Genomic DNA, 22,598 nt, shown 5'->3' with positions numbered 1-22,598 from the left:
GGATCCCTGACGTCCAGACCTTCGAAGGAGTGACTCCCCGATGTCGTTCAGCCCCTACCAGCGTGTGTTGCGCAGTGCCGACGTTCGGCGAGTTCTGCTCCTCGGCCTGTTGCTGCGCATCCCGATCGCGTCCGCGGCCATCGTCCTGACCCTGCACGTGGTGCAGTCACTCGGCCGGTCCTACTCGGAGGCCGGATTGGTGGCAGCCGGGGCGACCCTTGCGATCGCGGTGTCCGGCCCCTGGCGCGGCAAGCTGCTGGACCGGATGGGCCTGCGTCGTGTCGTGCTGCCATCGCTGATCGTCAACGCCGTCTGCTGGGCGATCGCACCGTTCGCCGGCTACTGGGTCTTGCTCGTCCTCGCAACAACCGCAGGGCTTTTCGTCGTTCCGACCTTCTCCATCATCCGTCAGGGCGTCATCGCGGTCGTCCCGGACGACGACCGCCGTACCGCTCTCTCGCTGGACAGCATGAGCGTCGAGATGGCCTTCATGGTCGGTCCGGTCATCGCGGTCTGGTTGGCGACAGCCTTCGACACGCGCTTCGTGCTCTTCGGCCTGCAGATGGTCGGGGTGCTGGTCGGCATCGCCCTGTTCGTCATCAACCCGACGCTGCGGCCGGTCGAGCCCGACACCGACGTCGCGGGCCAGGTCGTGCCGCGCAAGGCATGGTTCCGTGCCGGCTTCCTGGGGATCTGTGGCGCCGCAGCGGCAGCGACGATCGTCCTCGGCGGCAGCGACGTCGCGATCGTCGCGGCGATGCGCCACTTCGGCGCCGTCGACCAGATGGGCATCGTGCTGGTGCCCTGGGCCGCCGGGTCGCTCTTCGGCGGTCTCATCTACGGCGCTATCTCCCGGTCGATCCAGCCGTTCATCCTGCTGCTCGGCCTGGCCGCTGCAACTGCGCCGATGGCACTGGCCGGCGGCACCTGGTCCCTCGCGACGATCTCGCTGATCTCCGGGCTGTTCTGCGCGCCGACCATCACGGCCACGGTCGACGCCGTCAGTCGCGTCGTGCCGTCGGCCGCGCGAGGCGAGGCAATGGGCTGGCACGGCTCGTTCATGACCGCTGGCGGTGCGCTCGGTGCACCGCTCGGTGGCGCCGCGATCGACACCTGGGGCTTCGGCGGAGGCTTCCTGCTGGTTTCGGCGATCGGTGTCGTCGTGGCGCTCGGTGGGTATGGCGCCCTGCACGTGCACCGTCGTCGCGTGACCATGCACGCGCTCGCAGCGTAGGAGAGAACTCCTTCACTAGGGTGACCTCGTGACTCGGGTAGCGGTGTTCTTCCTCGGCGGCACGATCAGCATGACGGGCACGGACGGGACCGGGGCGGTGGTGCGGCTGACCGGCGCGGACCTGCTGCGGTCGCCCGAGGTGGAAGCGCTCGGTATCGACGCCGAGGTCGTCGACTTCCGAGCGGTCGGCAGTTCCCGGATCTCGGTCGCCGATCTGGCCGAACTGCTCGACGCCGCCGACCGCGCCGTCACCGCCGGTGCCGATGCCGTCGTCATCGTGCAGGGCACCGACACCCTGGAGGAGACGTCGTTCCTGCTCGACCTGTGGTGGCGGCGCGATGCCCCGGTCGTGGTCACCGGGGCGATGCGCAATCCGGGCCTGCCGGGGCCGGACGGTCCGGCGAATCTGGTTGCGGCACTGCGTGTTTCGGCCTGTCCGGACTCGCGAGGCCTCGGCGCGCTCGTCGTGCTGAACGACGAGGTCCATGCTGCGCGGTTCGTCGCCAAGCGGCACACCAGCAGCGTCGGTGCGTTCGTGTCGCCCAACGCCGGACCGCTGGCACGGGTCGAAGAGGGCAGGGTGCGTTTTCTGGCGAGCGCGCCGCGTCATACACCGGTGGGGACACCGATCCGGGCAGTGCGCGTGCCGCTGATCGTCAGCGTGCTCGACGACGACGGCGGTCTTTTCGATGCGGTCACCGACTGCGACGGACTGGTCGTCGCGGCATTCGGGGTCGGACACCTGCGACCCGAGATCGCCGACCGAGCGGCCGCTCTCGCAGCGACCCGGCCGGTCGTGCTGGCGTCCCGCACCGGAGCTGGCACGGTCCATGTGCAGACCTACGGAGGTCCGGGCAGCGAGAGCGACCTGGTCGGCCGGGGACTGCTGCCGGCCGGGACGCTCGACGCATACAAGGCGCGCCTGCTGCTCCTGGCGCTGCTCGCCTCCGGGCTGGACACCATCGCGGCCGCCACCGCCTTCACCGCGTATGTCGGTTCCGGTGCCTGACCCGACCGTCAGGCCCTCAGCGGCGGATCGACGAAGTCGGGGTCGCGGCTCTCCTTCGGGATCTCCTCGGCGCCGGTGATGAACGACACCACGTCGCTCATGGTGACGTCCTTGGGTGCGATCACGCCGGCCCGCCTGCCGAGACGGTGGACGTGGATCCGGTCGGCAACCTCGAAGACCGCGGGCATGTCGTGACTGATGAGGACGACCGGAAGTCCTCTGTTGGCAATGCGTTTGATGAGATCCAGGACGTGGCCGGTCTCGCGTACACCGAGCGCAGCGGTGGGCTCGTCCATCACCACGACCTTGCTGCCGAACATCGCCGCGCGCGCTACCGCCACCGCCTGCCGCTGTCCGCCGGAGAGGGACTCCACGGGCAGGGTGATGTCCTGCACGGTCCCGATGCCCAGGGCGTCGAGCTGATTGCGTGCCTCGGTACGCATCGCTTTCCTGTCCAGGAAACGCATCGCGCCGAGGACCCCGCTGCGGCGCATCTCGCGGCCGAGGAACAGGTTGCTGGCGATGTCCATTGCCGGCGCGACCGCCAGTTGCTGATACACCGTCTCGATCCCTCTCCGGCGGGCATCCTGCGGTGAGTGGAAGGACACCGGCTCACCGTCGAGCCAGATGGTGCCGCTGTCCGGGTGGACCGCTCCGGTGAGCGCTTTGATCAGGGTCGTCTTGCCGGCGCCGTTGTCCCCGACGACCGCGAGCACCTCGCCCGGCAGCAGTTCGAAGTTCGCGCCGTTCATCGCGGTCACCCGCCCGTAGCGCTTCACCAGTCGCTCCGCACGGAAGATCGGCGTGACGTCCCGGACCGTCGTCGCCCCGGGGGCGCCCTTGGTCAGCTTGATGTCACTCGTGCTGTTGTCGCTCATGCCTTCACCCTCCGCGTCGCCTGGTCGAACGCGACGGCCAGGATGACCAGCGCACCCGTCGCCAGGTTCTGATAGTTGGAGTCGATGCCCATCTGGGTGAGCCCGCTGCGCAGCACCGCGACGATCAGCGCACCGATGACCGTCCCGACGACCCCGCCGCGTCCGCCGAACAGGCTGGTGCCACCGATGACCACGGCGGTGATGCTGTCGAGGTTGCCGGTCTGATACGCGTTCGGGTCAGCGGTCGGAGCACGGCCCAGGGCGAGCCAGGCGCCGAAGCCATAGACCAGGCCGGCCAAGGCGTAGACGCTGGCGGTGGTGCGGTTGATCCGGATGCCGGTCAGCCGGGCGGCATCGATGTCACCGCCCACGGCATACACGTGCTTGCCCCAGGCGGTCTTGGCCAGCATCAGGCCGACGATGAGGTAGAGCCCGGCTGCCAGAAAGATGCCATAGGTGAACGGCGCGCGGCCGAACAGGTATTTCGTCGTGCCGAGCCAGGTCAACAGCCCGCTGTCCGCTTGTGTCGTCGTGCCGCCGCTGTAGAGGTTGGCGATCGCGACGACCACGGCCAGCATGCCCAGCGTGACGATGAAGGGCGGCAGCTTGACCGAGGTGACCAGCAGGCCGGAGACGGTCGCCACGACCACGCACACGATTAGCCCGAGCAGCAGGCCGAGGATCGGTGATCCGGAGCCGGCGGTGGCGACCTTGGCCATGACCAGCGTGCCCAGCACCAGGATGGCGCCGTTCGCCAGATCGATGCCCGCCGTGAGGATGATGAGCGTCTGCCCGAGCGCGAGCGTCGCGACCACGACGATCTGCTGCAGGATCGTGGAGAAGTTGTCGATGCTCAAGAAGGTGCTGGACGCGAGCGAGAAGAACACGCACAGCACGACGAGCGCTCCGAAGGGGCCGAGGATCGGCTGCCGCGCGAACAACTGGCGCGCCTTCGCCCAGGGGCTCTCCCGGACTGCGAGGTCGGTGGTTGCGATTCCCATGTCAGCCCCAGCAGTGGGCGGCGCCCCACGCGGTGTCCTTGGACGGGACGCCCTTGATCGGCTTGTCCGTGATGAGCGTTGCGCCGGTGTTGATGAAGCCGGACGGCTTCGTGCCGGTCTTGGCGAACTTGACGACCGCATCGACGCCCATCTCGGCCATCTTCTTCGGGAACTGCATCACCGTGGCCACGAAGTGGCCGTTCTTGACGTCGGCGACACCACTGCACGAGCCGTCGATCGCACCGACGAGCACCTTGCCCGCCAGTCCCTTGTCCTTCAGCGCCTGGTATGAACCACGCGCGGCGGGCTCGTTGATGTTGTAGACGACGTTCACCTTGCCGGAGACGCGTTGCAGGAGGTTCTCCATCGCGGACTGCGACTTCGTCTGGTCACCCTGGGTCAGTGCTGATCCGATGATGGCGGGTGAGTTCTTGGCCAGGCCCATGCCTTCCAGGAAACCGTTGTGCCGCTGCTGGCCGACGCTGGCGCTCGGGTCGAGATCCATGGTGACCAGCTGTGGTTTGGTGGAGCCCATCTTCGCCTTGACATAGCCTCCGAGCATCTTGCCCGCCTGGGTGTTGTCAGTGGCGTATGTCGCCGCGACCGCGTCCTTGGGTGTCGTCTCGGTGTCCAGCGCGATGACCACGATGCCGGCGTTCTGCGCCTTCTTGATGACATTCAGGATCGCCGTGGCGTTGCTCGGCGTGATCAGGATGCCCTTGACACCTTGCTGGATCAGGTTCTCCACCGCCGCGACCTGACCGTCGTTGTCCCCGTCGAACTTGCCGGCCAGGGCGATCACCTTGGCGCCCTTCTTGCTCGCCTGCGCCTTCGCCGAGTCACGCAGCTTGACGAAGTAGGGGTTCGAATCGGTCTTGGTCACCAGGCCGATCTTGATCGGCCCGCCTGATCCGGCTGATCCGCCGGACCCACCCGAGGAGCCGGATCCAGCCGGTGTGCTGGTGCAACCACTGACGGCCACGATGAGTGCGGACGCAGCGACGAGCGACGTCAGATTGAGGCGCTTGCGGTTCATGAAGGTCCTCCAGGGACTGTGCGAGGGACACAACGTCGTGTTGCGTGTGCCACACCGTAGGGCGGCGTACGAGCCGGTCGGAATGATTTGCGCAAACGTTGCGCCGAACATTGCGCAGGGTCCAGATTGAGGCCATGCCACCATCCCGCCGGAACCCCGTGATGGCCGATGTCGCACGCCGGGCCGGTGTCTCGATCAGCACCGTCTCGCACGTGCTCAACGGCACCCGATTCGTTGCGTCGTCGACGCGGGACGCCGTGCTGTCGGCTGTCGATGAGCTGGGCTATCAGGGTATGAAAGATGTTACGAATACTCGTAATTCGAGTCGCGCCATCGGCCTGGTCATCACCGGTGCATCGAATCCGTACTTCGGTGAGCTGGTTGCCGGTGTCGAGCAGGAAGCGACCAGGGCGGGGTATGCGTTGCTCCTGTGCGACTCGCACGACGACCCGAAGCAGGAACTGTCCGCTGTCCAGACCCTGATCAGCCACAACGTGGAAGCGATCGTCATAGCGCCGACACCGTCGTGGGAGGACAAGACCCTGCCCCTGTTGCGCAAACACGGACGGCCGTTCGTCCTGGTCGACCGGCTGAGCAGTGCCCGGTGTGACCAGGTCGGGCTCGAGAACGAGTCGGTGTCCGCGACGCTCGTCGAGCACCTGATCGAGATCGGCCACCGCCGGATCGGCATGGTGGCAGGGCTCGACGGGCTCTCGACCTCGATCGAGCGGGTCCGCGGTTACCAGCGCGCGTTGCAGGAGAGCGGCATCGAAGCCGATGCCGACCTCATCGTGCCGGGACTGTCGACGGTGGCCGGCGGCCGCAGCGCAACCCTGCGGCTGATGGCCATGCGGCCCCGCCCCACGGCCATCTTCAGTGGCAACAACGCGATGACCATCGGTGCACTGCGGGCGCTGCGGGAGGCGCACTGCGCGATCCCGCACGACGTGGCGCTCATTGCGTTCGACGACTTCGAGTGGGCGGAGACCGTGACCCCCGCCCTCACCGCCATCGCTCAGCCCTTCCATGCAATGGGGGCGCAGGCCGTGCAGCTGTTGCTGCGTCGCCTCGCGGACCCGCTCGCTCCCCGGCGGGTCGTCCGGCTGCCGGCCGAGATCGCGCACCGCCACAGCTGTGGCTGTGGCATACGGCGCGGTCCTGCCGCGCCGGCCCCGGCGAAGTGATGGACCAGTCGTTTCCTCAGCGGGTCCAGGCGGAGCGCAACGGGGTCACCGTCAGCCCGTGCACCGTCGCCGTACCCCCGGTTGCGAACGTCGCCAGGCCGGTGCTCGACGGATTCGGGAAGATCTGATCGGTGATCAGGGTTCGTCCGTCATCGGCGAAGACCTCGACGGACGACCAGTCCACCAGGACGTGCAGGCGCACCCGGCCACCGTGCAGTGCCACCGGCGCACGCTGCACCCCGGGGAAGTCCGTGCTGAAGCCGACATCGCCGGACAGCGAGCGGTCTACGTAGACCCCGCCGGTCCTGGCGTCATACCCGATCGAGGTCGCCTGACCGTCGCCCCGCCGGATCTCGATGCCCGAGGTCGTGGCCGTGCCCGGTGCGAGTTCGAAGTCGATGCGGGCGGCCTTCGCGGACGCTGACAACCGATGCGTCCCGGAAGGCACCGACAGCAGTGGCAGGCTCGTCGCGGGGTCCCCGGCCAGCGAGTTCAGTTCCGTCACCGGTTCCTGCACGAGGCGGGCGTGACCGTCGACCGACTGCAACGACAGCTCCCGCGGCACCGTCATGGCGCTGCGCCACGGCGAGGTCGGGATCGATCCACCGTAGTTCCAGTTGTTCATCCAGCCGATCATGATGCGCCGGCCGCCCGGTGCGTTGTTGTACGTGACGGCGGCGTAGTCGTCCTTGCCATAGTCGATCCAGTGCGCCCGTTGGGTCGCCGAGGTGGCCGGCTGGTCGGCGAGCGTGAACTGGTCGGCGAGGACGTGGCCCCAGCCGCCGGTGTTGTGGTCGACCACCTGCACCTGGGCGGTTTTGCCCTGCAGGTCCTGCAGGTCCCAGGACGTCCAGTCGAGCGACTCCGCGTCCGCGCCGGTCGCGGTTCGCACGACCTTGCCGTCGACGAGCAGATTGACGGAGGTGCCGTCGTCCCACGGCGCGGCGGCCCGGTCGGAGAACACGATGTTGTCGACCATCAGATGCCCCCAGTCAGCTGCGCGGTGGTCGACCACCTGGATCGTCGCCCGCTTCCCCTTCCACTGGCGGACGTCCCACGCCCGCCAATTCAGGTTGCCCGAGTTGTCGCCGGTGGCGGTGGCGACGACCTTCCCGTCCACGAGCAGGTTCACCGCGGTCGGGTCGGTCCCGCTCAGCGGATGCTTTCCGCCGGCCACCAGGAGGTCAATGTAGTCGTGATCGATCGTGAACGACGGCGAGGTGATGGTGCCCTCCGCCGCGTCACAGGTCTTGACGCAGGTGTCGAGGACGCCGGCGCCGATCTGGCCGGGAAGGCTCTCCCGAGTCGGGCCGGTACCGACGAAGTCCCCGGTCTCGGTCCAGCCGTCACCGTAGGTGGCTCCTTCGAAATCGGCGTATGTCGTCCCAGGCGGGGGAGCCGTCGATCCGCCGGGCACATTCGGATGGTTGCCCCCGCCGATCTGGAAGTTCAGATACCGCTGATCGAGGGTGAAGGACGGTGACGTGAGTGTGCCGGTCCCGGCATCGCCGCCGTGGAAGCTGTTCACGTAGCCCGCACCGGTCCATCCGTTCACCGGCTGCTGCCCCGGAAGGCTGCCGGTCGTCGGCGACGTCCCGAACGCGGTGCCTGTGTGGGTCCAACCGTCGTAGCCACCGTCGTCGAAGGCGCCGAGCGCCCGGCCGGTGGGTGCGACATACGGCTTGTCGTCGGAGACGAACCGCTTGCCGTCGAAGCTTCCGGTGAAGTACTGCGCACCCGAGCCGCCTGCGATGCCGCCCGGGTTCAGGTTGACGACCAGGACCCACTTGGTCTGGCCGGGATGCCCGGCGACCGGCATCGGGAACAGGTCAGGGCATTCCCAGACGCCGCCCGTCGCGCCCGCCGGCCCGAAGTCGCTCAGGTGCTTCCAGTGCTTGAGGTCGGGTGAGCTGTAGAAGGTGACCTTGTGCTGGTCCGACAACGCCGCCGTCATGAGCCATTCGTGCCCGGGCGCGTACCAGAACACCTTGGGATCGCGGAAGTTCGTCGAGCCGATGTCGAGCACCGGGTTCCCCGAATACTTGGTGAAGGTGCGTCCGTCGTCCGTGCTGTAGGCGAGCGACTGAGCCTGCCTGCCGGTCTCCTTGTCAGCACTGGTGTAGATCGCCACGAGTGCTGGTTTGCCCGGCGCGCCGAAGCCGCTCGTGTTGGCCTTGTCGACGATGACGCTGCCCGAGAATGCCATCTCCTTCGCGTCCTGCGGGATGGCGACGGGAAGCTGTTTCCAGTGCACCAGGTCGCGGCTCACCGCATGTCCCCACGACATGTTGCCCCAGGTGTCACCGGACGGGTTGTACTGGAAGAACAGGTGGTATTCGCCGCGGTAGTAGACCAGGCCGTTCGGATCGTTCATCCAGTTCTTCGCCGGCGAGAAGTGGAACTGCGGCCGGTAGGTCTCGGTGTATGGCGCCGGTGGCGCCGTCGAGGCGTTCGCCGTCGGCGCGGCACCGGTCGGGCAGAAGCCGATCGTCAGTGCAGCGATCCCCAGCAGGGCCAACAGTCGTCGTACACGTCGCATCGTTCTACCGTCCTCGGTCGCGGGCGCGCCGGTCGAAGCGCTGGACCTCACCGTAGGAGCGGGCGGGTCGGCGCGAAACGGGTTGCGCAACAGGTTGTTCCGAGGGTTGTCGGTGCTGCCGTCTAGGGTCGCGTAGGTGAGTGTCGCACCACGCATCGAGTCGCTGTCAGCAGCGCAGGCACGCCGGATCGCGCTGGTGGCGCAGGGGTTTCGTGATCCGCGCCATCAACCGCCGACGATGCGCACCCTGACCCGCACGATCGAGCGCACCGGGGTGCTGCAGATCGACTCGGTCAATGTGCTGCAGCGCGCGCACTTCATGCCGCTGTTCTCCCGGATGGGCGCGTATGACGTCGGCCTGCTGGACCGTGCGTCCGGGGGGGCGCCGCGGCGGCTGGTCGAATACTGGGCGCACTGCGCGGCATACATGCCGGTGGAGCTGTGGCCGGTGATGACCCATCGGATGCGCAGCTACGCCGACCGTGGCCATGAATGGTTCGGCCTGCCGGACGACCCGACACTCCCGAAAGCACTACTGCGCGAGATCGAAACGGGCGGCCCGGCGACCGCCCGGGACCTGGACGACGGCCTGCCGCGGACGCGGGACAACTGGGGCTGGAACTGGTCCAGCACGAAGAAGGCACTTGAATTCCTCTTCTTCGCCGGCGAGCTCAGCGTCGCGCGGCGCAACTCCGCGTTCGAGCGGGTCTACGACCTGCCGGAGCGAGTGATCCCCGCGCGCGTGCTGGCCGAGCCCGTGCCGTCCTTGTTCGACGCGACCCGCGAGTTGCTGCACCGAGCCGCCCGATCGTATGGCGTGGCAACCGAATTCGACCTCCGCGACTACTTCCGGTTGCAGACGCCCGGGAGCGTCCACGCGCCGCAGATCGGGCCGGCGTTGCAGTCACTGGTGGCGGACGGCGAGCTGCTGCCGGTCACCGTCGAGGGCTGGCGCCGGCCGGCATACCTGCACCGCGACGTGACGGTGCCGCGCAAGGTCGAGGCCCGTGCCCTGCTCAGCCCGTTCGATCCGCTGGTCTGGCAGCGCGAGCGAACCGAGGCGCTGTTCGACTTCTTCTACCGCATCGAGATCTACGTGCCCGAGGCCAAGCGGGTGCACGGTTATTACGTACTACCGTTCCTGCTCGGCGACCGCATCGTCGCCCGCGTCGACCTCAAGGCCGACCGGCGGGGGAGTGCACTGCACATCCTCGGGGCGTATGCCGAGCCCGGCGCTCCGGCACACACGGCGCCCGCACTCGTGCAGTCGTTGCGCGAGCTGGCGGACTGGCTGGACCTGACCGACATGGACGTCGCCGGCCGCGGTGACCTCGCGCCGGCGCTCGCCGTCGAGGTGCAGCAGGCATCCTGACCGGTGCTTCACACCCAGCGGTATTCCACCTCGGGTCGTCCGGCGCCGGCATACCGCGAGCGGCGCACGGCCAGACCGGAGTCGCAGAGGTATTCCGCGTAGCGGCGCACCGTCACCCGGCTGACCGGCAACCGCTCCGCCAGGTCGCGCGCGGACAGCGCCGCATCCGCCTCGCGCAAGATGGCACTGACCTGCGTCAGCATGTCCTCCGACAGCCCCTTCGGCAGCTGGGTCCGGCCGCTGGGGCGCAACGAGCCGAGCATCTCATCGACCTCCGACTGGCTCGCGAGGGCCGCGCCGCGGTCGGCCCGCTCGGCATACGCCCGGTAGGCCTCGAGCCGCTCCCGCAGCGTCGCGAAGGTGAACGGCTTGAGGACGTACTGCACGACACCCAGCGACACCGCCGACCGCACGACGTCCAGCTCACGTGCGGACGTCACCGCGATGACGTCCGCCCGGTGGCGGGCGGACCGCAGTGCGCGCAGGATCTCCAGGCCGTGCCGGTCGGGCAGGTGCATGTCCAGCAGCACGACATCGACCGGGTGGTCCTGCAATGCCTGGATCGCGTCCTGGCAGGTGCCGACGGTGCCGACGACGGTGAAGCCGTCAACCCGATCGACATACGCCGTGTGCGCCTCCGCGGCCACCGGTTCGTCCTCGACCACGAGCACGCGCAGGTCAGTCATCGCTGTCCTTCCGAAGGGGGAGCCGCACGACGAATTGCGTTGGCGGGCCCAGCACTTCAACTGTGCCGTGCAGGCGCGCAACCGACTGTGCGACCAGTGCCAGGCCGACGCCGCGCCGGCCCGCCTGGCCCGTCTCCTTCGTCGAGTAGCCGCGCCGGAACGCCTGCTCGACATCGCCGCTGAGCCCCGGCCCGTTGTCCGTGACCCGCATCGTCGCCCATCCGTCCTTGACATCCGCGTGGAACCGCACGATCCGATCCGAGTCGAGATCGGTCACGGCGTCGAAAGCATTGTCGACGAGGTTTCCCACGATGGTGACCAGATCGGCGGTGGGTGCGGCGTTCTCCGGCACCGTCGAGTCCTCGATCAGCAGCGAGATGCCACGCTCGCGGGCCTGGGCCGCCTTGCCGAGCAGGAGTGCGGTGAGCGCCGGCTCGCCGTCGACGGCCCCGACCACCCGGTCGGTGAGACCCTGCGCCTGGTCCAGCTCCTCGGTCGCGAAGTTCAGTGCCCGGTCGGTGTGGCCGAGTTCGATCAGCGAGACGATCGTGTGCAGCCGGTTGGATGCTTCGTGGGTCTGCGAGCGCAGCGCTTCGGCGAGGCTGCGCGCGGAGTCCAGCTCACCGGTCAGTGCGACGAGCTCGGTGCGGTCGCGCATCGTGACGACATACCCGACGGCCTTGCCGCGAGGGGCGACCAGCGCCTTGCTGACCACAAGCGTGCGCCCGCTGGCGATCTGCAACTCGTCGTGCCGTGCCCTGTCGTCGGTCAGGGTGGTGACCATCGGCGCGGGCAGTCCGAGGTCGACCGCCGCACGCTCGGTGAAGTCCGGTGGCAGGTCCAGCAGGCGGATGGCTTCGTCATTCGCGATGCGGACCCGGCCGGTCAGGTCGATGAGCAGCAGACCGTCGGTCACCGCATGCACCACCGCGTCGTAGTAGTCGTACATCTCCTGCAGTTGCTGGGCACCGAGGCCGTGTGTCTGTCGTCGCACCCGCCGGGAGACCAACGCCGTGCCGAGACCCACGAGCAGTGCCGCGAGCAGGCCGGCACCGAGCACCGTCGGCAGTTGTTCGCTGACCTGGTGCCGCACCTCGGTCTTGCGGATACCGACCGAGACGAGCCCGATGACCCGGCCGTGCTCGGTCACCGGCACCACACAACGCCGGGACGGTCCGAGCGTGCCGGTGTAGTCCTCCACGACCCGGTGGCCCTCGGCCGCGGCACGGATGTGGCCCACGAAGGTGTGCCCGATGAGAGTGGGATTCGGGTGGCTGTAGCGCGTTCCGCGCGGGCTCATGATCACCACGAAGTCGGTGTGGGTCCGCTTGCGGACGCCCTCGGCGAGTGGTTGCAGGGTCGCGGACGGATGTATGGCGTGCAGGCCGTCGATGACCTGCGGCTGGGCGGCGACGGACTCGGCGACCGCCAGGACCTGGTCCGTCGCGCGACTGGTGCTGTAGTGACGTGCCTGCACGTAGGCGCCGGCAACTCCGGCGACGACCACGAAGAGTGCGACGACGACCTCGAGGGTGAACGTCTGCGCTGCCACACTCCATCGGCGCGGGGACCGCAGCCGCAGGTGAGCGCGGGTCTCGGTCGTCATGTCACTCATCGGGCCCGTGAACTCAATGAACACAAGCGTGACGGGGATCACTCATGCCGACATTGTCGGACATGCTCCCCGGGACCAGCGCGGGGACGAACGAACCGTTGGAGACGTGATGACCATTGTGAAAGATGCCGGGCCGGGCGGGTCGCCCGCGCCGACCCGCAAGAAGGACCGAACGCATTATCTGTATGCCGCCGTCGTGATCGCCATGGTTGCCGGCGTCGCCGTGGGCATCATCTGGCCGGACTTCGGTGTCCAGCTGAAGTGGCTCGGCACCGGATTCGTGAACCTCATCAAGATGATGATCTCACCGATCATCTTCTGCACGATCGTTCTCGGCATCGGCTCGGTCCGTAAGGCCACAGCCGTCGGGCGGATCGGTGGGCTCGCGCTCGGCTATTTCCTGACCATGTCGACGGTGGCGCTCGCGATCGGCCTGCTGGTCGGCAACCTCATCCACCCCGGCTCGGGCCTGCACCTGACGAAGGACTTGGCGGCGACCGGGCACAGCCAGGTGAACGCCGAAGCGGGTGGGACGGTCGACTTCATCCTCGGGCTGGTGCCGGACACGCTGGTCTCGGCACTGACCGCAGGGTCGGTGCTGCAAGCGCTGCTCGTGGCGCTGCTGGTCGGCTTCGCGCTGCAGAAGCTGGGTCCGGCCGGGGAGCCGATCCTGGCCGGCATCAAGCACTGCGAGCGGCTGGTCTTCCGGCTGATGCAGATGATCATGTATGCCGCGCCGGTCGGCGCGTTCGGCGCGATGGCCGCCGTCGTCGGTGCGACCGGGTGGAAGGCGCTGCAGGGCCTGGCCGTGGTGATGATCGCCTTCTACATCACCTGTTTCATCTTCGTCTTCGGTGTGCTCGGCGCCATCCTGTGGGTCGTTGCCCGGGTCAACGTGTTCTCGCTGTTGCGCTACCTGGGCCGGGAGTTCCTGCTGATCCTGTCGACCTCGTCCTCGGAGTCGGCCCTGCCCCGCCTGATCGCGAAGATGGAGCATCTCGGTGTTGCACGCCCGGTCGTCGGCATCACCGTCCCGACGGGTTACTCGTTCAATCTGGACGGCACCGCGATCTACCTGACCATGGGCTCGCTGTTCATCGCCGACGCATTGGACAAGCCGTTCAGCCTCGGGCAGCAGATCTCACTGCTGGTCTTCATGGTCATCGCGTCCAAGGGCGCCGCCGGCGTCACGGGCGCCGGACTAGCGACCCTGGCCGGCGGACTGCAGTCGCACCGCCCGGACCTGGTGGACGGTGTCGGCCTCATCGTCGGCATCGACCGGATGATGAGCGAAGCGCGTGCGCTGACCAACTTCGCCGGCAACTCGATCGCCACCGTGCTGGTCGGTCACTGGACCGGTGGGCTGGACCGCGTGCAGATGGAGGCGGTGCTCAGTGGTGCGGCGCCGTTCGATGAAAGCATGCTCGAAGGCGATCCCTCGGCCGGGGAGGGCGCCATACCCGAGCCACCCGGTGAGCGGGAACGGGCCGAGGCGATGAGTCCGGCTGGCTGACCGATGCCGCCCTACGGTCCCTTCGCCGAATGACGGCTTCCTCGCCGAGTGACGGTTCAATCTCGCCGTCACTCGGCGAAGAAGCCGTCACTCGCGGTGGAGGAGTCGCTCGATTTCGGTCGAGACCGGTGGCGCTGCTACGCTTGTCCTACCGACTGGTCCGACGTGAGCCGGGTCAGTGTGCAAGAGAAGCTGAAGCTTCCACCTCGTGCGGCAGACAAGTCGCCAGGTTCGGTCCAGTGACGAGTTGGTTCGTCGCAGATCCCATCCAGGATCTGTCGATGCACCCGACACGTTGACTGTGCTGCCAGAGGCTTCTCGCGCACCATGATGGGTGACGAGAAGCCTCTTTTCGTTGCCCGGGCAGTACGAACAACGACGAAGGAGCATCACATCAGCGCTGAGACCCGTATCAACGACCGCATCCGGGTTCCGGAAGTGCGGTTGGTTGGGCCGAACGGAGAGCAGGTCGGCATCGTGCGCGTTGAAGACGCGCTGCGCCTGGCCGCCGAAGCAGACCTCGACCTGGTCGAGGTTGCACCCATGGCCAAGCCGCCCGTGGCAAAGCTCATGGATTACGGCAAGTTCAAGTACGAAGCCGCCATGAAGGCCCGCGAGTCGCGCAAGAACCAGGTCAACACCGTCATCAAGGAGATCAAGCTCCGCCCGAAGATCGACCCGCACGACTACGGCACCAAGAAGGGCCACGTCGAGCGATTCCTGTCGGCGGGCGACAAGGTCAAGGTGACGATCATGTTCCGCGGACGCGAGCAGTCCCGGCCGGAGCTCGGCTTCCGGCTGCTGCAGCGGCTCGCGGAGGACATCGCGGAGCTCGGCTTCGTGGAGAGCGCGCCCAAGCAGGACGGCCGCAACATGGTGATGGTGCTGGGACCGACCAAGAAGAAGGCGGAGGCGCGGGCCGAGGGCCGACGCCGCCGCGAGCAGGCGCAGGCAGCAGAGACTGCCAACGCCGACAGCTGAGCCCCTCGCGCGAAGAACCGCCGCGCGCGAGTCCGCAACGAGCCATGCCCTGGTGGCTGGCAAACCATGTAACGAAGGAGATCGGCTATGCCGAAGATGAAGACCCACAGTGGCGCGAAGAAGCGCTTCAAGATCAGCGGGTCCGGCAAGGTCATCCGGCAGCGTGCACGTCACGTGCACAAGTTCCAGGAGCGCACCAGCAGCCAGGCGCGTCGCCTGGTGCCCGACGTCGAGGCGTCGGCCGCGGACAGCAAGAAGATCAAGAAGCTGCTGGGTAAGTAAACCCACTTCACCGAACTCGTCGGTGGCACGGGCTGTTTCGTGTCCGCACCGACGAACCACTAGCAATTAGAAGGAGATTCACGTGGCACGCGTGAAGCGGGCGGTCAACGCCCAGAAGAAGCGTCGGACCGTTCTGGAGCAGGCCAGCGGCTACCGCGGACAGCGTTCGCGGCTCTACCGCAAGGCCAAGGAGCAGGTCACCCACAGCATGGGTTACAGCTACCGGGACCGTCGCGCCCGGAAGGGTGACTTCCGTCGCCTCTGGATCCAGCGCATCAACGCCGGCGCCCGCGCCAACGGCATGACCTACAACCGCTTCATCCAGGGCCTGAAGGCCGCTGAGATCGAGGTCGACCGTCGCATGCTCGCCGAGCTGGCCGTCAACGACGCCGCAGCCTTCACCGCGCTGGTCGAGATCGCCAAGGCCAACGTGCCGGCGACGACCGACGCCAAGGCCGAGTCCGTGGCCTGACGCGGTTGACCCGCACAGTCTCGAACGCCGGTCCACGCTTGTCCGTCCTCACCAATCCGCGCGCGGAGCGGGTGAAGGCGGTCCGGGCGCTGGGCCGGCGTTCGGCGCGTCAACGGGCCGAACGCTTCGTCGTGGACGGCCCGCAGGGTGTCCGCGAGGTGTTGCGCTTCGCGCCCGGATCCGTCACCGACCTGTATGTCGACGACGCCGCGCTGCAACGGCACCGGGATCTGGTCGACGTGGCGCGAGACGCGAATCTGCCTGTGCACCAATGTTCTTCGGCGGTGATGGCCGCGCTGGTGGACACGCAACACCCGCAGGGCATCGTCGCCGTGTGCCGGCCGGTCGACGTCCCGGTCGCGGACGCGCTGGCCGACGATTCCGGGTTCGTCGTGATCCTGGCGCACGTCCGTGACCCGGGCAACGCCGGCACGGTGATCCGCTCGGCCGACGCCGCCGGCGCGCGGGCCGTGCTCCTGTCCGATGCGAGCGTCGATCTCTACAACCCCAAGGTCGTCCGCTCCACGGCCGGCTCGCTCTGGCACCTGCCGATCGCACTCGGCGGGGAGGTCGCCGGGCTGATCGCCGCCTGCCGGGAGCACGGGCGTCGGGTGCTCGCCGCCGACGGGGCCGGCGCCACCCTGCTGCCGGAGGCCGATCTGAGCGGTCCACACGCCTGGCTCATGGGCAACGAGGCATGGGGACTGGACGAGGCAACGCGCGACCTGGCCGATGACGTCGTCCGGGTGCCCATCCACGGTCACGCCGAATCCCTCAACCTCGCGCTCGCAGCCACTGTCTGCATGTATGCCAGTGCGGACCGTAGTGCGGTGCATCCCACCTCGTAGTCTTTTCGGATGTCCGACCAGAGCCGTCAGCCCGTCGAGCCTCCCCTGGCTCCGGGCGTCTATGCGGCTCTGTTGGAGCAGTTGCCCGAGGGCGTCGTGGTGGTCGACGCAGGGCGCCGGCTGGTGCTGGCCAATCATCGGGCGGAACGCCTCACCGGCATACACCTCACCGACCGGGTCGGTCAGGACATCTGCGAGGCACTGCCGCTGCTGAACGCCGACGGGCGCTCCTACTGGGAGACCGACAACCCGTGGGGAGGCCTGCGGACACGCAGCGGCTCACCGGAACAACGGTTGGTGCTCGCCGACGGCCGCAGCGTGCTGGCCGCGACCAGGCACATCCGCGCCGGCTCCGACCGCACCTTGCAGTGGCTGGTGATGACGATGCGCAGCACGACGGTGCGCGACCGGATCGAATCCGAGACGTCGGCGCTGGTGACGACGATCGCCCACGAGCTGCGGGCGCCGCTGGGTGCCGTCCGCGGCTTCTCCCGGACGCTGCGCAACCGGTGGGACCAGCTGCGCGACGACCAGAAGCTGTGGATGCTGGACGCCATCGACACCGACGCCGCGCGACTGCAGCGGCAGGTCGGCGAACTGCTGGACATCTCCCGTCTCGACACCGGCCGGCTGATGCTGCGGTCTCGTGAGGTCGATCTGCTGTCGCTGGTGCGCACGGGGATCGAACGGGTCGTGTCCACCGGTGTCGACGCCGATCGGTTCCGGGTCGTCAGCCAATTCGACGAGGTACGGCTGACCGCCGACGCCGACCGGCTGACCCAGGTGCTCTCGAACCTGCTGGAGAACGCCGTCCGCCACGGTCGCGGGACGGTCACCGTCACGGTGCAGCTGAGCCGCCGTGAGGTGCAACTCGACGTGTCGGACGAAGGGCCGGGGATCGCCCCCGAGCATCGCTCGCTGGTCTTCACGCGGTTCTGGCAGGCGCGTGGCCGGGGCGGCAACGGCCTCGGCCTGTATGTCGTGCACGGACTCGTGGCCGCACACGGCGGCCGGGTGGAGGTCCTCGACCTGCCGGGCGGCGCGACCTTCCGGATGACGCTGCCCCGCCATACGCCGGAACCGGAGGAGGCCGCCTCATAACCGGAGGAGACCTCCGATTAGTGCTACGGTCGATGGAGCGGAGGGCATTCCGCTTCGTCCAGGAGCACCGGAGCCACACATGCAGCACACCACGACACCACCCGGCGGCGTCTTCGATCTGGCCGGGCGACAGGTCGCCCGCGTCGGGTATGGCGCAGGGAAGCTGACAGCCTTCGACCACGACCCCGATGCAGGTGTTGCGTTGCTGCACGCGGCGAGGGACCTGGGCGTCGACCACCTGGACACGGCGCAGTTCTACGGCAACGCGAACGACATCATTCGCAGAGCGTTCGGCGCGTCCGACGACGTCACGATCGTCACCAAGATCGGAGCCGAGCGCGTCGATGCACCGGTCCCGATCGCCCCGGCGCAGCGACCCGACCAGTTGCGCGAGCAGGTCGAGGACAACCTGCGTTCGCTCGGACGTGACCGGATCGACGTGGTCAACCTTCGGCGGCTGGATGTCGGGCCCGGCTTGCGTGCGGACGGCGACCAGGTCGTCGCCATCGAGGACCAGCTCGCCGTGCTGAGCAACCTGCGCGACGAGGGGCTGATCGGCGCCATCGGGCTCAGCGGGGTCAGCGCATCGACGACGCGGCACGCGCTGCCGGCCGGGATCGCGTGTGTCCAGAACGCCTACTCGCTGCTGTCCCGCGACTTCGAGGACGTGTTCGCGGTATGCCGCGAGGCGGGTGTCGCCTGGGTGCCGTTCTGGCCGTTGGGAGGTGCGTTGCCACCCGGTGTCGGCAACGCCATCACCTCCCTGCCGACGGTCCAGAACGATGCGACCGTGCGCCGCGTTGCTGTCGAGCTCGGCGTCACACCGGCCCAGGTCGGCCTGGCCTGGCTGCTCGGACGCTCGCCGAACGTCCTCGTCATACCCGGCACGACCAGCCGTGAGCACCTCGCGGAGAACGTCGCGGCCGGTTCGCTGGAACTGGCCGCCGAGCACACGGCGGCGCTCGACGCACTCGGCGGAACCGGGAGCCTGGCCACCACCTAGAATCGTGCACTGTGTCTGGTCCCAACACGTCATACGATCCCGTCGAGGTGGCCGCCCTCGACCCCGCAGTCATCGAGCAAGCCGTTCAGGACGCGTTGAGCGCCTTTGCCGCTGCCGCGAGCCTGGACGACTTGAAAGCGGCCCGCACGGCGCATCAGGGCGACAAGAGCCCACTGGCGCTGGCCAATCGGGAGATCGGCGCGCTGCCTCCGTCCGCGAAGGCCGAGGCCGGCAAGCGGGTCGGGCAGGCGCGCGGTCGGGTCGGTGCGGCGCTGAAGCAGCGACAGGCCGAGCTGGAGGCCGAGCGTGACGAGCGGATCCTGGTCGAGGAGGCCGTCGACGTCACGATGGTGCCGGGCCGGCGTCCGCTGGGACGGCGTCACCCGGTAGACCTGATGGGCGAGCGGATTGCCGACATCCTGGTCGGCATGGGCTGGGAGATCGCCGAAGGTCCCGAGGTCGAGGCCGAGTGGTTCAACTTCGACGCGCTGAATTTCGACGTCGATCACCCTGCACGGCAGATGCAGGACACCTTCTACATCGCACCCGAGGACAGTGGCCTCGTGCTGCGCACGCACACCTCCCCGGTGCAGGCCCGATCGCTGCTCGAGCGCGGAGTCCCGCTGTATGTCGGCTGCATCGGCCGCGTCTACCGCACCGACGACCTGGACGCCACCCACATGCCGGCCTTCCATCAGATCGAGGGCATCGCCGTCGACAAGGGCATCACGATGGCGCACCTGAAGGGCACGCTCGATCGGATGGCGAGCGAGCTCTTCGGCGAGGGCATCACCACCCGCTTGCGGCCGTCGTTCTTCCCCTTCACCGAGCCGTCCGCGGAGATGGACCTGCGCTGCTTCGTATGCCGCGGCGAGGACCCCGACTGCCGGTCATGCAGCGGCACCGGCTGGATCGAGTGGGGCGGCTGCGGGATGGTCAACCGGAATGTGTTGCTGGCGTGCGGGATCGACCCCGACGTCTACTCCGGGTTCGCCTTCGGCATGGGCATCGACAGGGCATTGCAGTTCCGCACCGGACAGTCGGACATGCGGGAGCTGATCGAGGGCGACGTGCGTTTCGACACGCAGTTCGGGATGGAGATCTGATGCGGATTCCGTTGGATTGGCTGGGGGAGTATGTCCAGTTGCCTTCCGGCACCGGCGGTGCGGAGGTCGCTGCTGCCCTGGTGCGGGTCGGGCTGGAGGAGGAGGGCCTGCACGGCGGCGAGGTCACCGGCCCGCTGGTCGTCGGCCGCGTGCTCAGCAAGGAGCCCGAGGAGCAGAAGAACGGCAAGACCATCAACTGGTGCTCCGTCGACGTCGCCGCCGCCAACGGCACCGGCGAGCCGCAGGGCATCGTCTGCGGCGCGCACAACTTCGAGGTCGGCGACCTCGTCGTCGTTGTGCTGCCCGGCGCGGAATTGCCTGGTGGCTTTGCGATTTCGGCACGCAAGACCTACGGGCACGTGTCCGCCGGGATGATCTGTGCCGCCGACGAACTCGGTCTTCCGGATGACGGCTCGGGCGGGATCATCCGGCTCGCGGACCGGCTGCCCGGTGCGCAGCTGGAGCCGGGGCAGGACGCCATACCGCTGCTGGGTCTGGATCGCGAGACCATCGAGATCAACGTCACGCCGGATCGCGGCTACTGCTTCGCCATACGAGGTGTGGCGCGGGAGTTCGCGCTGTCGGAGGGAATCGCCTTCACCGACCCGGCCGCGGATCTCCTTGCCGCGGCACCCGAGGCCAACGGCGACGGCCACGAGGTGCGGGTCGAGGACGACGCACCGCTGCGGGACGTCGTGGGTTGCGACCGATTCGTCGCGCGGGTCGTGCGTGGCGTCGACGTCTCGGCGCCGACTCCCGGCTGGATGGCGACGAGGCTCACCGAGGCCGGTATGCGACCGATCTCGCTGCCGGTCGACGTCACCAACTACGTCATGCTCGGACTCGGGCAGCCACTGCACGCATACGACCTGGCCACGATCGAGGGACCGATCGTCGTACGCCGTGCTCGATCCGGCGAGAAGCTGAAAACCCTTGATGGGTCTGAGCGCTCGCTCTTCCCCGAGGACCTGCTGATCACCGACGGCGGTGAGCGGGGGCTCGGCATCGCCGGCGTCATGGGCGGTTTCGACTCCGAGGTGAGCGACACCACGACGGACGTGCTCATCGAGGGCGCGCATTTCGACCCGATCACCGTTGCGCGCTCGGCGCGGCGGCACAAGCTGCCCTCCGAGGCGTCCAAGCGCTTCGAGCGCGGCGTCGACCCGGCACTGGCGCCGGCTGCTGTCGAGCTCGTCGTGCAGTTGCTCGTGAAGTTCGGTGGCGGCACGGCCGATGCCGGGGTCACCGACGTGAAGAACTCACCCGCGATGCCGGTGATCAGCTTCGATCCGGCCCTGGCCTCCCGGCTGGTCGGCATGACGTATGACGACGAGCAGGTCGCTCGTGTGCTGCAGGACGTCGGGTGCACGGTCGACACCGGCACGACACCGTGGTCGGTGACGCCGCCGACCTGGCGACCGGACCTGCACACCGGGCCGGACCTGGTGGAAGAAGTGGCGCGAGTCGTCGGCTACGACCAGATCCCGTCCATCCTGCCCACGCCACCCGGTGGCCGTGGCCTGACCCACGGGCAGCAGGCACGGCGGATGGTCACGAATGTGCTTGCGGCGCAAGGGTTCTGCGAGATCTGGTCGGCGCCCTTCGCCAGCGACGAGCGTCATGAAGCGCTGGGTTATCCCGCGGATGCGGCCCGCGCGCGGACGGTGCGGATCGCGAATCCGTTGTCCGAGGAGCAGCCGCTGATGCGGATCTCCGTCCTGTCGACCATGGTGGACGCGCTGAAACGCAACGTCGCCCGGGGGAGTAAGGACGTCGCGCTCTTCGAGCAGGGTCTCGTCATTGCGCTCGACGAGCCGCAGCAACCTGCGCCGTCGTCCCCGGTGGGCGTCCTGCCTGCCCCGGAGTTGCTCGACCGGATCCGCGCGGCGGTGCCGCCGCAGCCGCGTCATCTCGGTGTGCTGATGACCGGTGAGGTCGCCCGCAGCGGATGGTGGGGCAATGGCCGACAGGCCGACTGGAGCGACGCGATCGCCGCTGTCCGGGGCGTCGCCGAAGCGCTCGCGGTGCCGGTCCTGGTGGCAGCGGATGACGTTGCGCCATACCACCCGGGTCGCTGTGCGAAGTTCACGCTGTCCGACGGCACCCTCGTGGGGCACGCCGGCGAGTTGCACCCCAAGGTCGTGCAGCGCCTCGGCCTGCCGGACCGCACGGTCGGTGCCGAGATCGATCTGGATGTGCTGATCGGGGCGAGCGACGAGCCGGTCGCTTCGGCACCGATCAGCACGATGCCGCACGCGAGCAGTGATGTGGCGCTCGTCGTCGACCGTGGTGTGACCGCCGCGGCGGTGGAGACCGCACTGCGGGAGGGCGCCGGGCCCCTGCTCGAGACGATCCAGTTGTTCGACGCCTACCAGGGCGATCAGGCGGGCGAGGGGAAGAAGTCGCTCGCCTACCGGATGGGTTTCCGGGCGGCGGACCGCACGCTGAAGACCGAAGAGGTCAACGCGGCGCGGGATGCGGCGGTTGCAGCAGCGAGCAAGGCGACGGGAGCCACGCAACGCACCTGACGACGGCGGCACTTCTGCCGACAGGACACCCCTTCACCGAGAGGACACCCGAATCCGGCTCCTGCGGGGCTGTGATGTCTCAGGACATCGGTGACGTTTCTACCTCAGGACATCGGTGACAGTTGATGTCTCAGGACATCGGTGACGGGGGTCTGCTGGTTGGCGAGGAAGCCGCGGGGTCTGCCGTTACCGACGAACGTGATGTGCGGG

General features: G+C 68.2%; 19 protein-coding genes. 13 read left to right on the top strand and 6 right to left on the bottom strand.

The window, feature by feature from the left end; genetic code table 11:
• Positions 1 to 40 precede the first annotated feature (40 nt).
• Both VG502_RS16700 and VG502_RS16695 read left to right on the top strand, forming a co-directional pair.
• The gene (locus VG502_RS16700) at positions 41 to 1,234 is read left to right on the top strand and encodes an MFS transporter (RefSeq protein WP_325551212.1); all 1,194 of its coding nucleotides are present in this window, start codon (positions 41 to 43) and stop codon (positions 1,232 to 1,234) included.
• Between the two features lie 28 nt (positions 1,235 to 1,262).
• A complete protein-coding gene (locus VG502_RS16695) occupies positions 1,263 to 2,243 on the top strand; it encodes an asparaginase (protein ID WP_325551211.1) in 981 nt (326 codons plus the stop codon).
• 8 nt (positions 2,244 to 2,251) lie between these two features.
• Here VG502_RS16695 and VG502_RS16690 read toward each other — a convergent pair whose 3' ends face one another.
• From VG502_RS16690 to VG502_RS16680, 3 genes are read right to left on the bottom strand one after another with little or no spacing between them, the layout of a single operon-like run.
• A complete protein-coding gene (locus VG502_RS16690) occupies positions 2,252 to 3,121 on the bottom strand; it encodes an ATP-binding cassette domain-containing protein (RefSeq protein WP_414655753.1) in 870 nt (289 codons plus the stop codon).
• The gene (locus tag VG502_RS16685; RefSeq protein ID WP_325551210.1) at positions 3,118 to 4,122 is read right to left on the bottom strand and encodes an ABC transporter permease; all 1,005 of its coding nucleotides are present in this window, start codon (positions 4,120 to 4,122) and stop codon (positions 3,118 to 3,120) included. The genes VG502_RS16690 and VG502_RS16685 overlap by 4 nt, the downstream gene beginning before the upstream one ends.
• 1 nt (position 4,123) lies before the next feature.
• On the bottom strand, positions 4,124 to 5,158 hold the full coding sequence (locus VG502_RS16680; protein ID WP_325551209.1) for a substrate-binding domain-containing protein: 1,035 nt from the start codon (positions 5,156 to 5,158) through the stop codon (positions 4,124 to 4,126).
• A gap of 134 nt (positions 5,159 to 5,292) precedes the next feature.
• Between VG502_RS16680 and VG502_RS16675 the strand changes: the two genes are divergently transcribed.
• Positions 5,293 to 6,342, top strand: a complete 1,050-nt coding sequence (locus VG502_RS16675) for a LacI family DNA-binding transcriptional regulator (protein WP_325551208.1) — start codon at positions 5,293 to 5,295, stop codon at positions 6,340 to 6,342.
• A 16-nt stretch (positions 6,343 to 6,358) separates the two neighbouring features.
• Here the strand turns inward: VG502_RS16675 and VG502_RS16670 are convergent, their stop codons facing one another.
• Positions 6,359 to 8,881 carry a GH32 C-terminal domain-containing protein gene (locus tag VG502_RS16670; protein WP_325551207.1) on the bottom strand — a complete coding sequence of 841 codons (2,523 nt, stop codon included), beginning with the start codon at positions 8,879 to 8,881 and terminating at the stop codon, positions 6,359 to 6,361.
• Between the two features lie 136 nt (positions 8,882 to 9,017).
• Between VG502_RS16670 and VG502_RS16665 the strand changes: the two genes are divergently transcribed.
• Entirely contained in the window at positions 9,018 to 10,253 is a 1,236-nt protein-coding gene (locus tag VG502_RS16665) for a winged helix-turn-helix domain-containing protein (RefSeq protein WP_325551206.1), read from the top strand.
• An 8-nt stretch (positions 10,254 to 10,261) separates the two neighbouring features.
• On the opposite strand, the gene VG502_RS16660 is transcribed toward VG502_RS16665, so the two are convergent.
• Positions 10,262 to 10,939: a response regulator gene (locus VG502_RS16660; RefSeq protein ID WP_325551205.1), complete on the bottom strand. Its 678-nt coding sequence runs from the start codon at positions 10,937 to 10,939 to the stop codon at positions 10,262 to 10,264.
• Positions 10,932 to 12,545, bottom strand: coding sequence for a sensor histidine kinase (locus tag VG502_RS16655; RefSeq protein WP_325551204.1), 1,614 nt, complete (start codon positions 12,543 to 12,545; stop codon positions 10,932 to 10,934). The genes VG502_RS16660 and VG502_RS16655 overlap by 8 nt, the downstream gene beginning before the upstream one ends.
• A 118-nt stretch (positions 12,546 to 12,663) precedes the next feature.
• On the opposite strand from VG502_RS16655, the gene VG502_RS16650 reads away from it, so the two are divergent.
• From VG502_RS16650 to pheT, 9 genes are all read left to right on the top strand, one after another.
• Positions 12,664 to 14,067, top strand: coding sequence for a cation:dicarboxylate symporter family transporter (locus VG502_RS16650; protein ID WP_325551203.1), 1,404 nt, complete (start codon positions 12,664 to 12,666; stop codon positions 14,065 to 14,067).
• A 327-nt stretch (positions 14,068 to 14,394) separates the two neighbouring features.
• Positions 14,395 to 15,048 carry a translation initiation factor IF-3 gene (gene infC / locus VG502_RS16645; RefSeq protein ID WP_325551202.1) on the top strand — a complete coding sequence of 218 codons (654 nt, stop codon included), beginning with the start codon at positions 14,395 to 14,397 and terminating at the stop codon, positions 15,046 to 15,048.
• Positions 15,049 to 15,135: 87 nt separating this feature from the next.
• A complete protein-coding gene (rpmI, locus tag VG502_RS16640) occupies positions 15,136 to 15,330 on the top strand; it encodes a 50S ribosomal protein L35 (protein WP_325551201.1) in 195 nt (64 codons plus the stop codon).
• 82 nt (positions 15,331 to 15,412) lie between these two features.
• Positions 15,413 to 15,802: a 50S ribosomal protein L20 gene (rplT, locus tag VG502_RS16635; RefSeq protein ID WP_325551200.1), complete on the top strand. Its 390-nt coding sequence runs from the start codon at positions 15,413 to 15,415 to the stop codon at positions 15,800 to 15,802.
• Positions 15,803 to 15,807: 5 nt separating this feature from the next.
• Positions 15,808 to 16,650 carry a TrmH family RNA methyltransferase gene (locus VG502_RS16630; protein ID WP_325551199.1) on the top strand — a complete coding sequence of 281 codons (843 nt, stop codon included), beginning with the start codon at positions 15,808 to 15,810 and terminating at the stop codon, positions 16,648 to 16,650.
• Positions 16,651 to 16,659: 9 nt separating this feature from the next.
• The gene (locus tag VG502_RS16625; protein WP_325551198.1) at positions 16,660 to 17,751 is read left to right on the top strand and encodes a sensor histidine kinase; all 1,092 of its coding nucleotides are present in this window, start codon (positions 16,660 to 16,662) and stop codon (positions 17,749 to 17,751) included.
• A gap of 79 nt (positions 17,752 to 17,830) precedes the next feature.
• Positions 17,831 to 18,754 (top strand): aldo/keto reductase, encoded by a 924-nt coding sequence (locus tag VG502_RS16620; protein WP_325551197.1) that lies wholly within the window; start codon positions 17,831 to 17,833, stop codon positions 18,752 to 18,754.
• Between the two features lie 11 nt (positions 18,755 to 18,765).
• Positions 18,766 to 19,860: a phenylalanine--tRNA ligase subunit alpha gene (pheS, locus tag VG502_RS16615; RefSeq protein WP_325551196.1), complete on the top strand. Its 1,095-nt coding sequence runs from the start codon at positions 18,766 to 18,768 to the stop codon at positions 19,858 to 19,860.
• A complete protein-coding gene (pheT, locus tag VG502_RS16610; protein ID WP_325551195.1) occupies positions 19,860 to 22,388 on the top strand; it encodes a phenylalanine--tRNA ligase subunit beta in 2,529 nt (842 codons plus the stop codon). The genes pheS and pheT overlap by 1 nt, the downstream gene beginning before the upstream one ends.
• The last annotated feature ends 210 nt before the right edge of the window (positions 22,389 to 22,598 follow it).

This window comes from Flexivirga sp. (assembly GCF_035551235.1).
In the GTDB taxonomy this organism is placed as follows: Bacteria; Actinomycetota; Actinomycetes; order Actinomycetales; family Dermatophilaceae; genus Flexivirga.
The sequence above is the reverse complement of the archived record's forward strand: the minus strand, read 5'-3'. Positions and strand labels throughout refer to the sequence as shown.

What these genes read in the sequence shown, in the direction of transcription:
- VG502_RS16700 (WP_325551212.1), top strand. Translation starts at nt 41, where the DNA reads ATGTCGTTCAGCCCCTACCAGCGTGTGTTGCGCAGTGCCGACGTTCGG.
- VG502_RS16690 (WP_414655753.1), bottom strand. Translation starts at nt 3,121, where the DNA reads ATGAGCGACAACAGCACGAGTGACATCAAGCTGACCAAGGGCGCCCCC.
- VG502_RS16685 (WP_325551210.1), bottom strand. Translation starts at nt 4,122, where the DNA reads ATGGGAATCGCAACCACCGACCTCGCAGTCCGGGAGAGCCCCTGGGCG.
- VG502_RS16680 (WP_325551209.1), bottom strand. Translation starts at nt 5,158, where the DNA reads ATGAACCGCAAGCGCCTCAATCTGACGTCGCTCGTCGCTGCGTCCGCA.
- VG502_RS16675 (WP_325551208.1), top strand. Translation starts at nt 5,293, where the DNA reads ATGCCACCATCCCGCCGGAACCCCGTGATGGCCGATGTCGCACGCCGG.
- VG502_RS16670 (WP_325551207.1), bottom strand. Translation starts at nt 8,881, where the DNA reads ATGCGACGTGTACGACGACTGTTGGCCCTGCTGGGGATCGCTGCACTG.
- VG502_RS16660 (WP_325551205.1), bottom strand. Translation starts at nt 10,939, where the DNA reads ATGACTGACCTGCGCGTGCTCGTGGTCGAGGACGAACCGGTGGCCGCG.
- VG502_RS16655 (WP_325551204.1), bottom strand. Translation starts at nt 12,545, where the DNA reads ATGACGACCGAGACCCGCGCTCACCTGCGGCTGCGGTCCCCGCGCCGA.
- VG502_RS16650 (WP_325551203.1), top strand. Translation starts at nt 12,664, where the DNA reads ATGACCATTGTGAAAGATGCCGGGCCGGGCGGGTCGCCCGCGCCGACC.
- infC (WP_325551202.1), top strand. Translation starts at nt 14,395, where the DNA reads ATGATGGGTGACGAGAAGCCTCTTTTCGTTGCCCGGGCAGTACGAACA.
- rpmI (WP_325551201.1), top strand. Translation starts at nt 15,136, where the DNA reads ATGCCGAAGATGAAGACCCACAGTGGCGCGAAGAAGCGCTTCAAGATC.
- VG502_RS16625 (WP_325551198.1), top strand. Translation starts at nt 16,660, where the DNA reads ATGTCCGACCAGAGCCGTCAGCCCGTCGAGCCTCCCCTGGCTCCGGGC.
- VG502_RS16620 (WP_325551197.1), top strand. Translation starts at nt 17,831, where the DNA reads ATGCAGCACACCACGACACCACCCGGCGGCGTCTTCGATCTGGCCGGG.
- pheT (WP_325551195.1), top strand. Translation starts at nt 19,860, where the DNA reads ATGCGGATTCCGTTGGATTGGCTGGGGGAGTATGTCCAGTTGCCTTCC.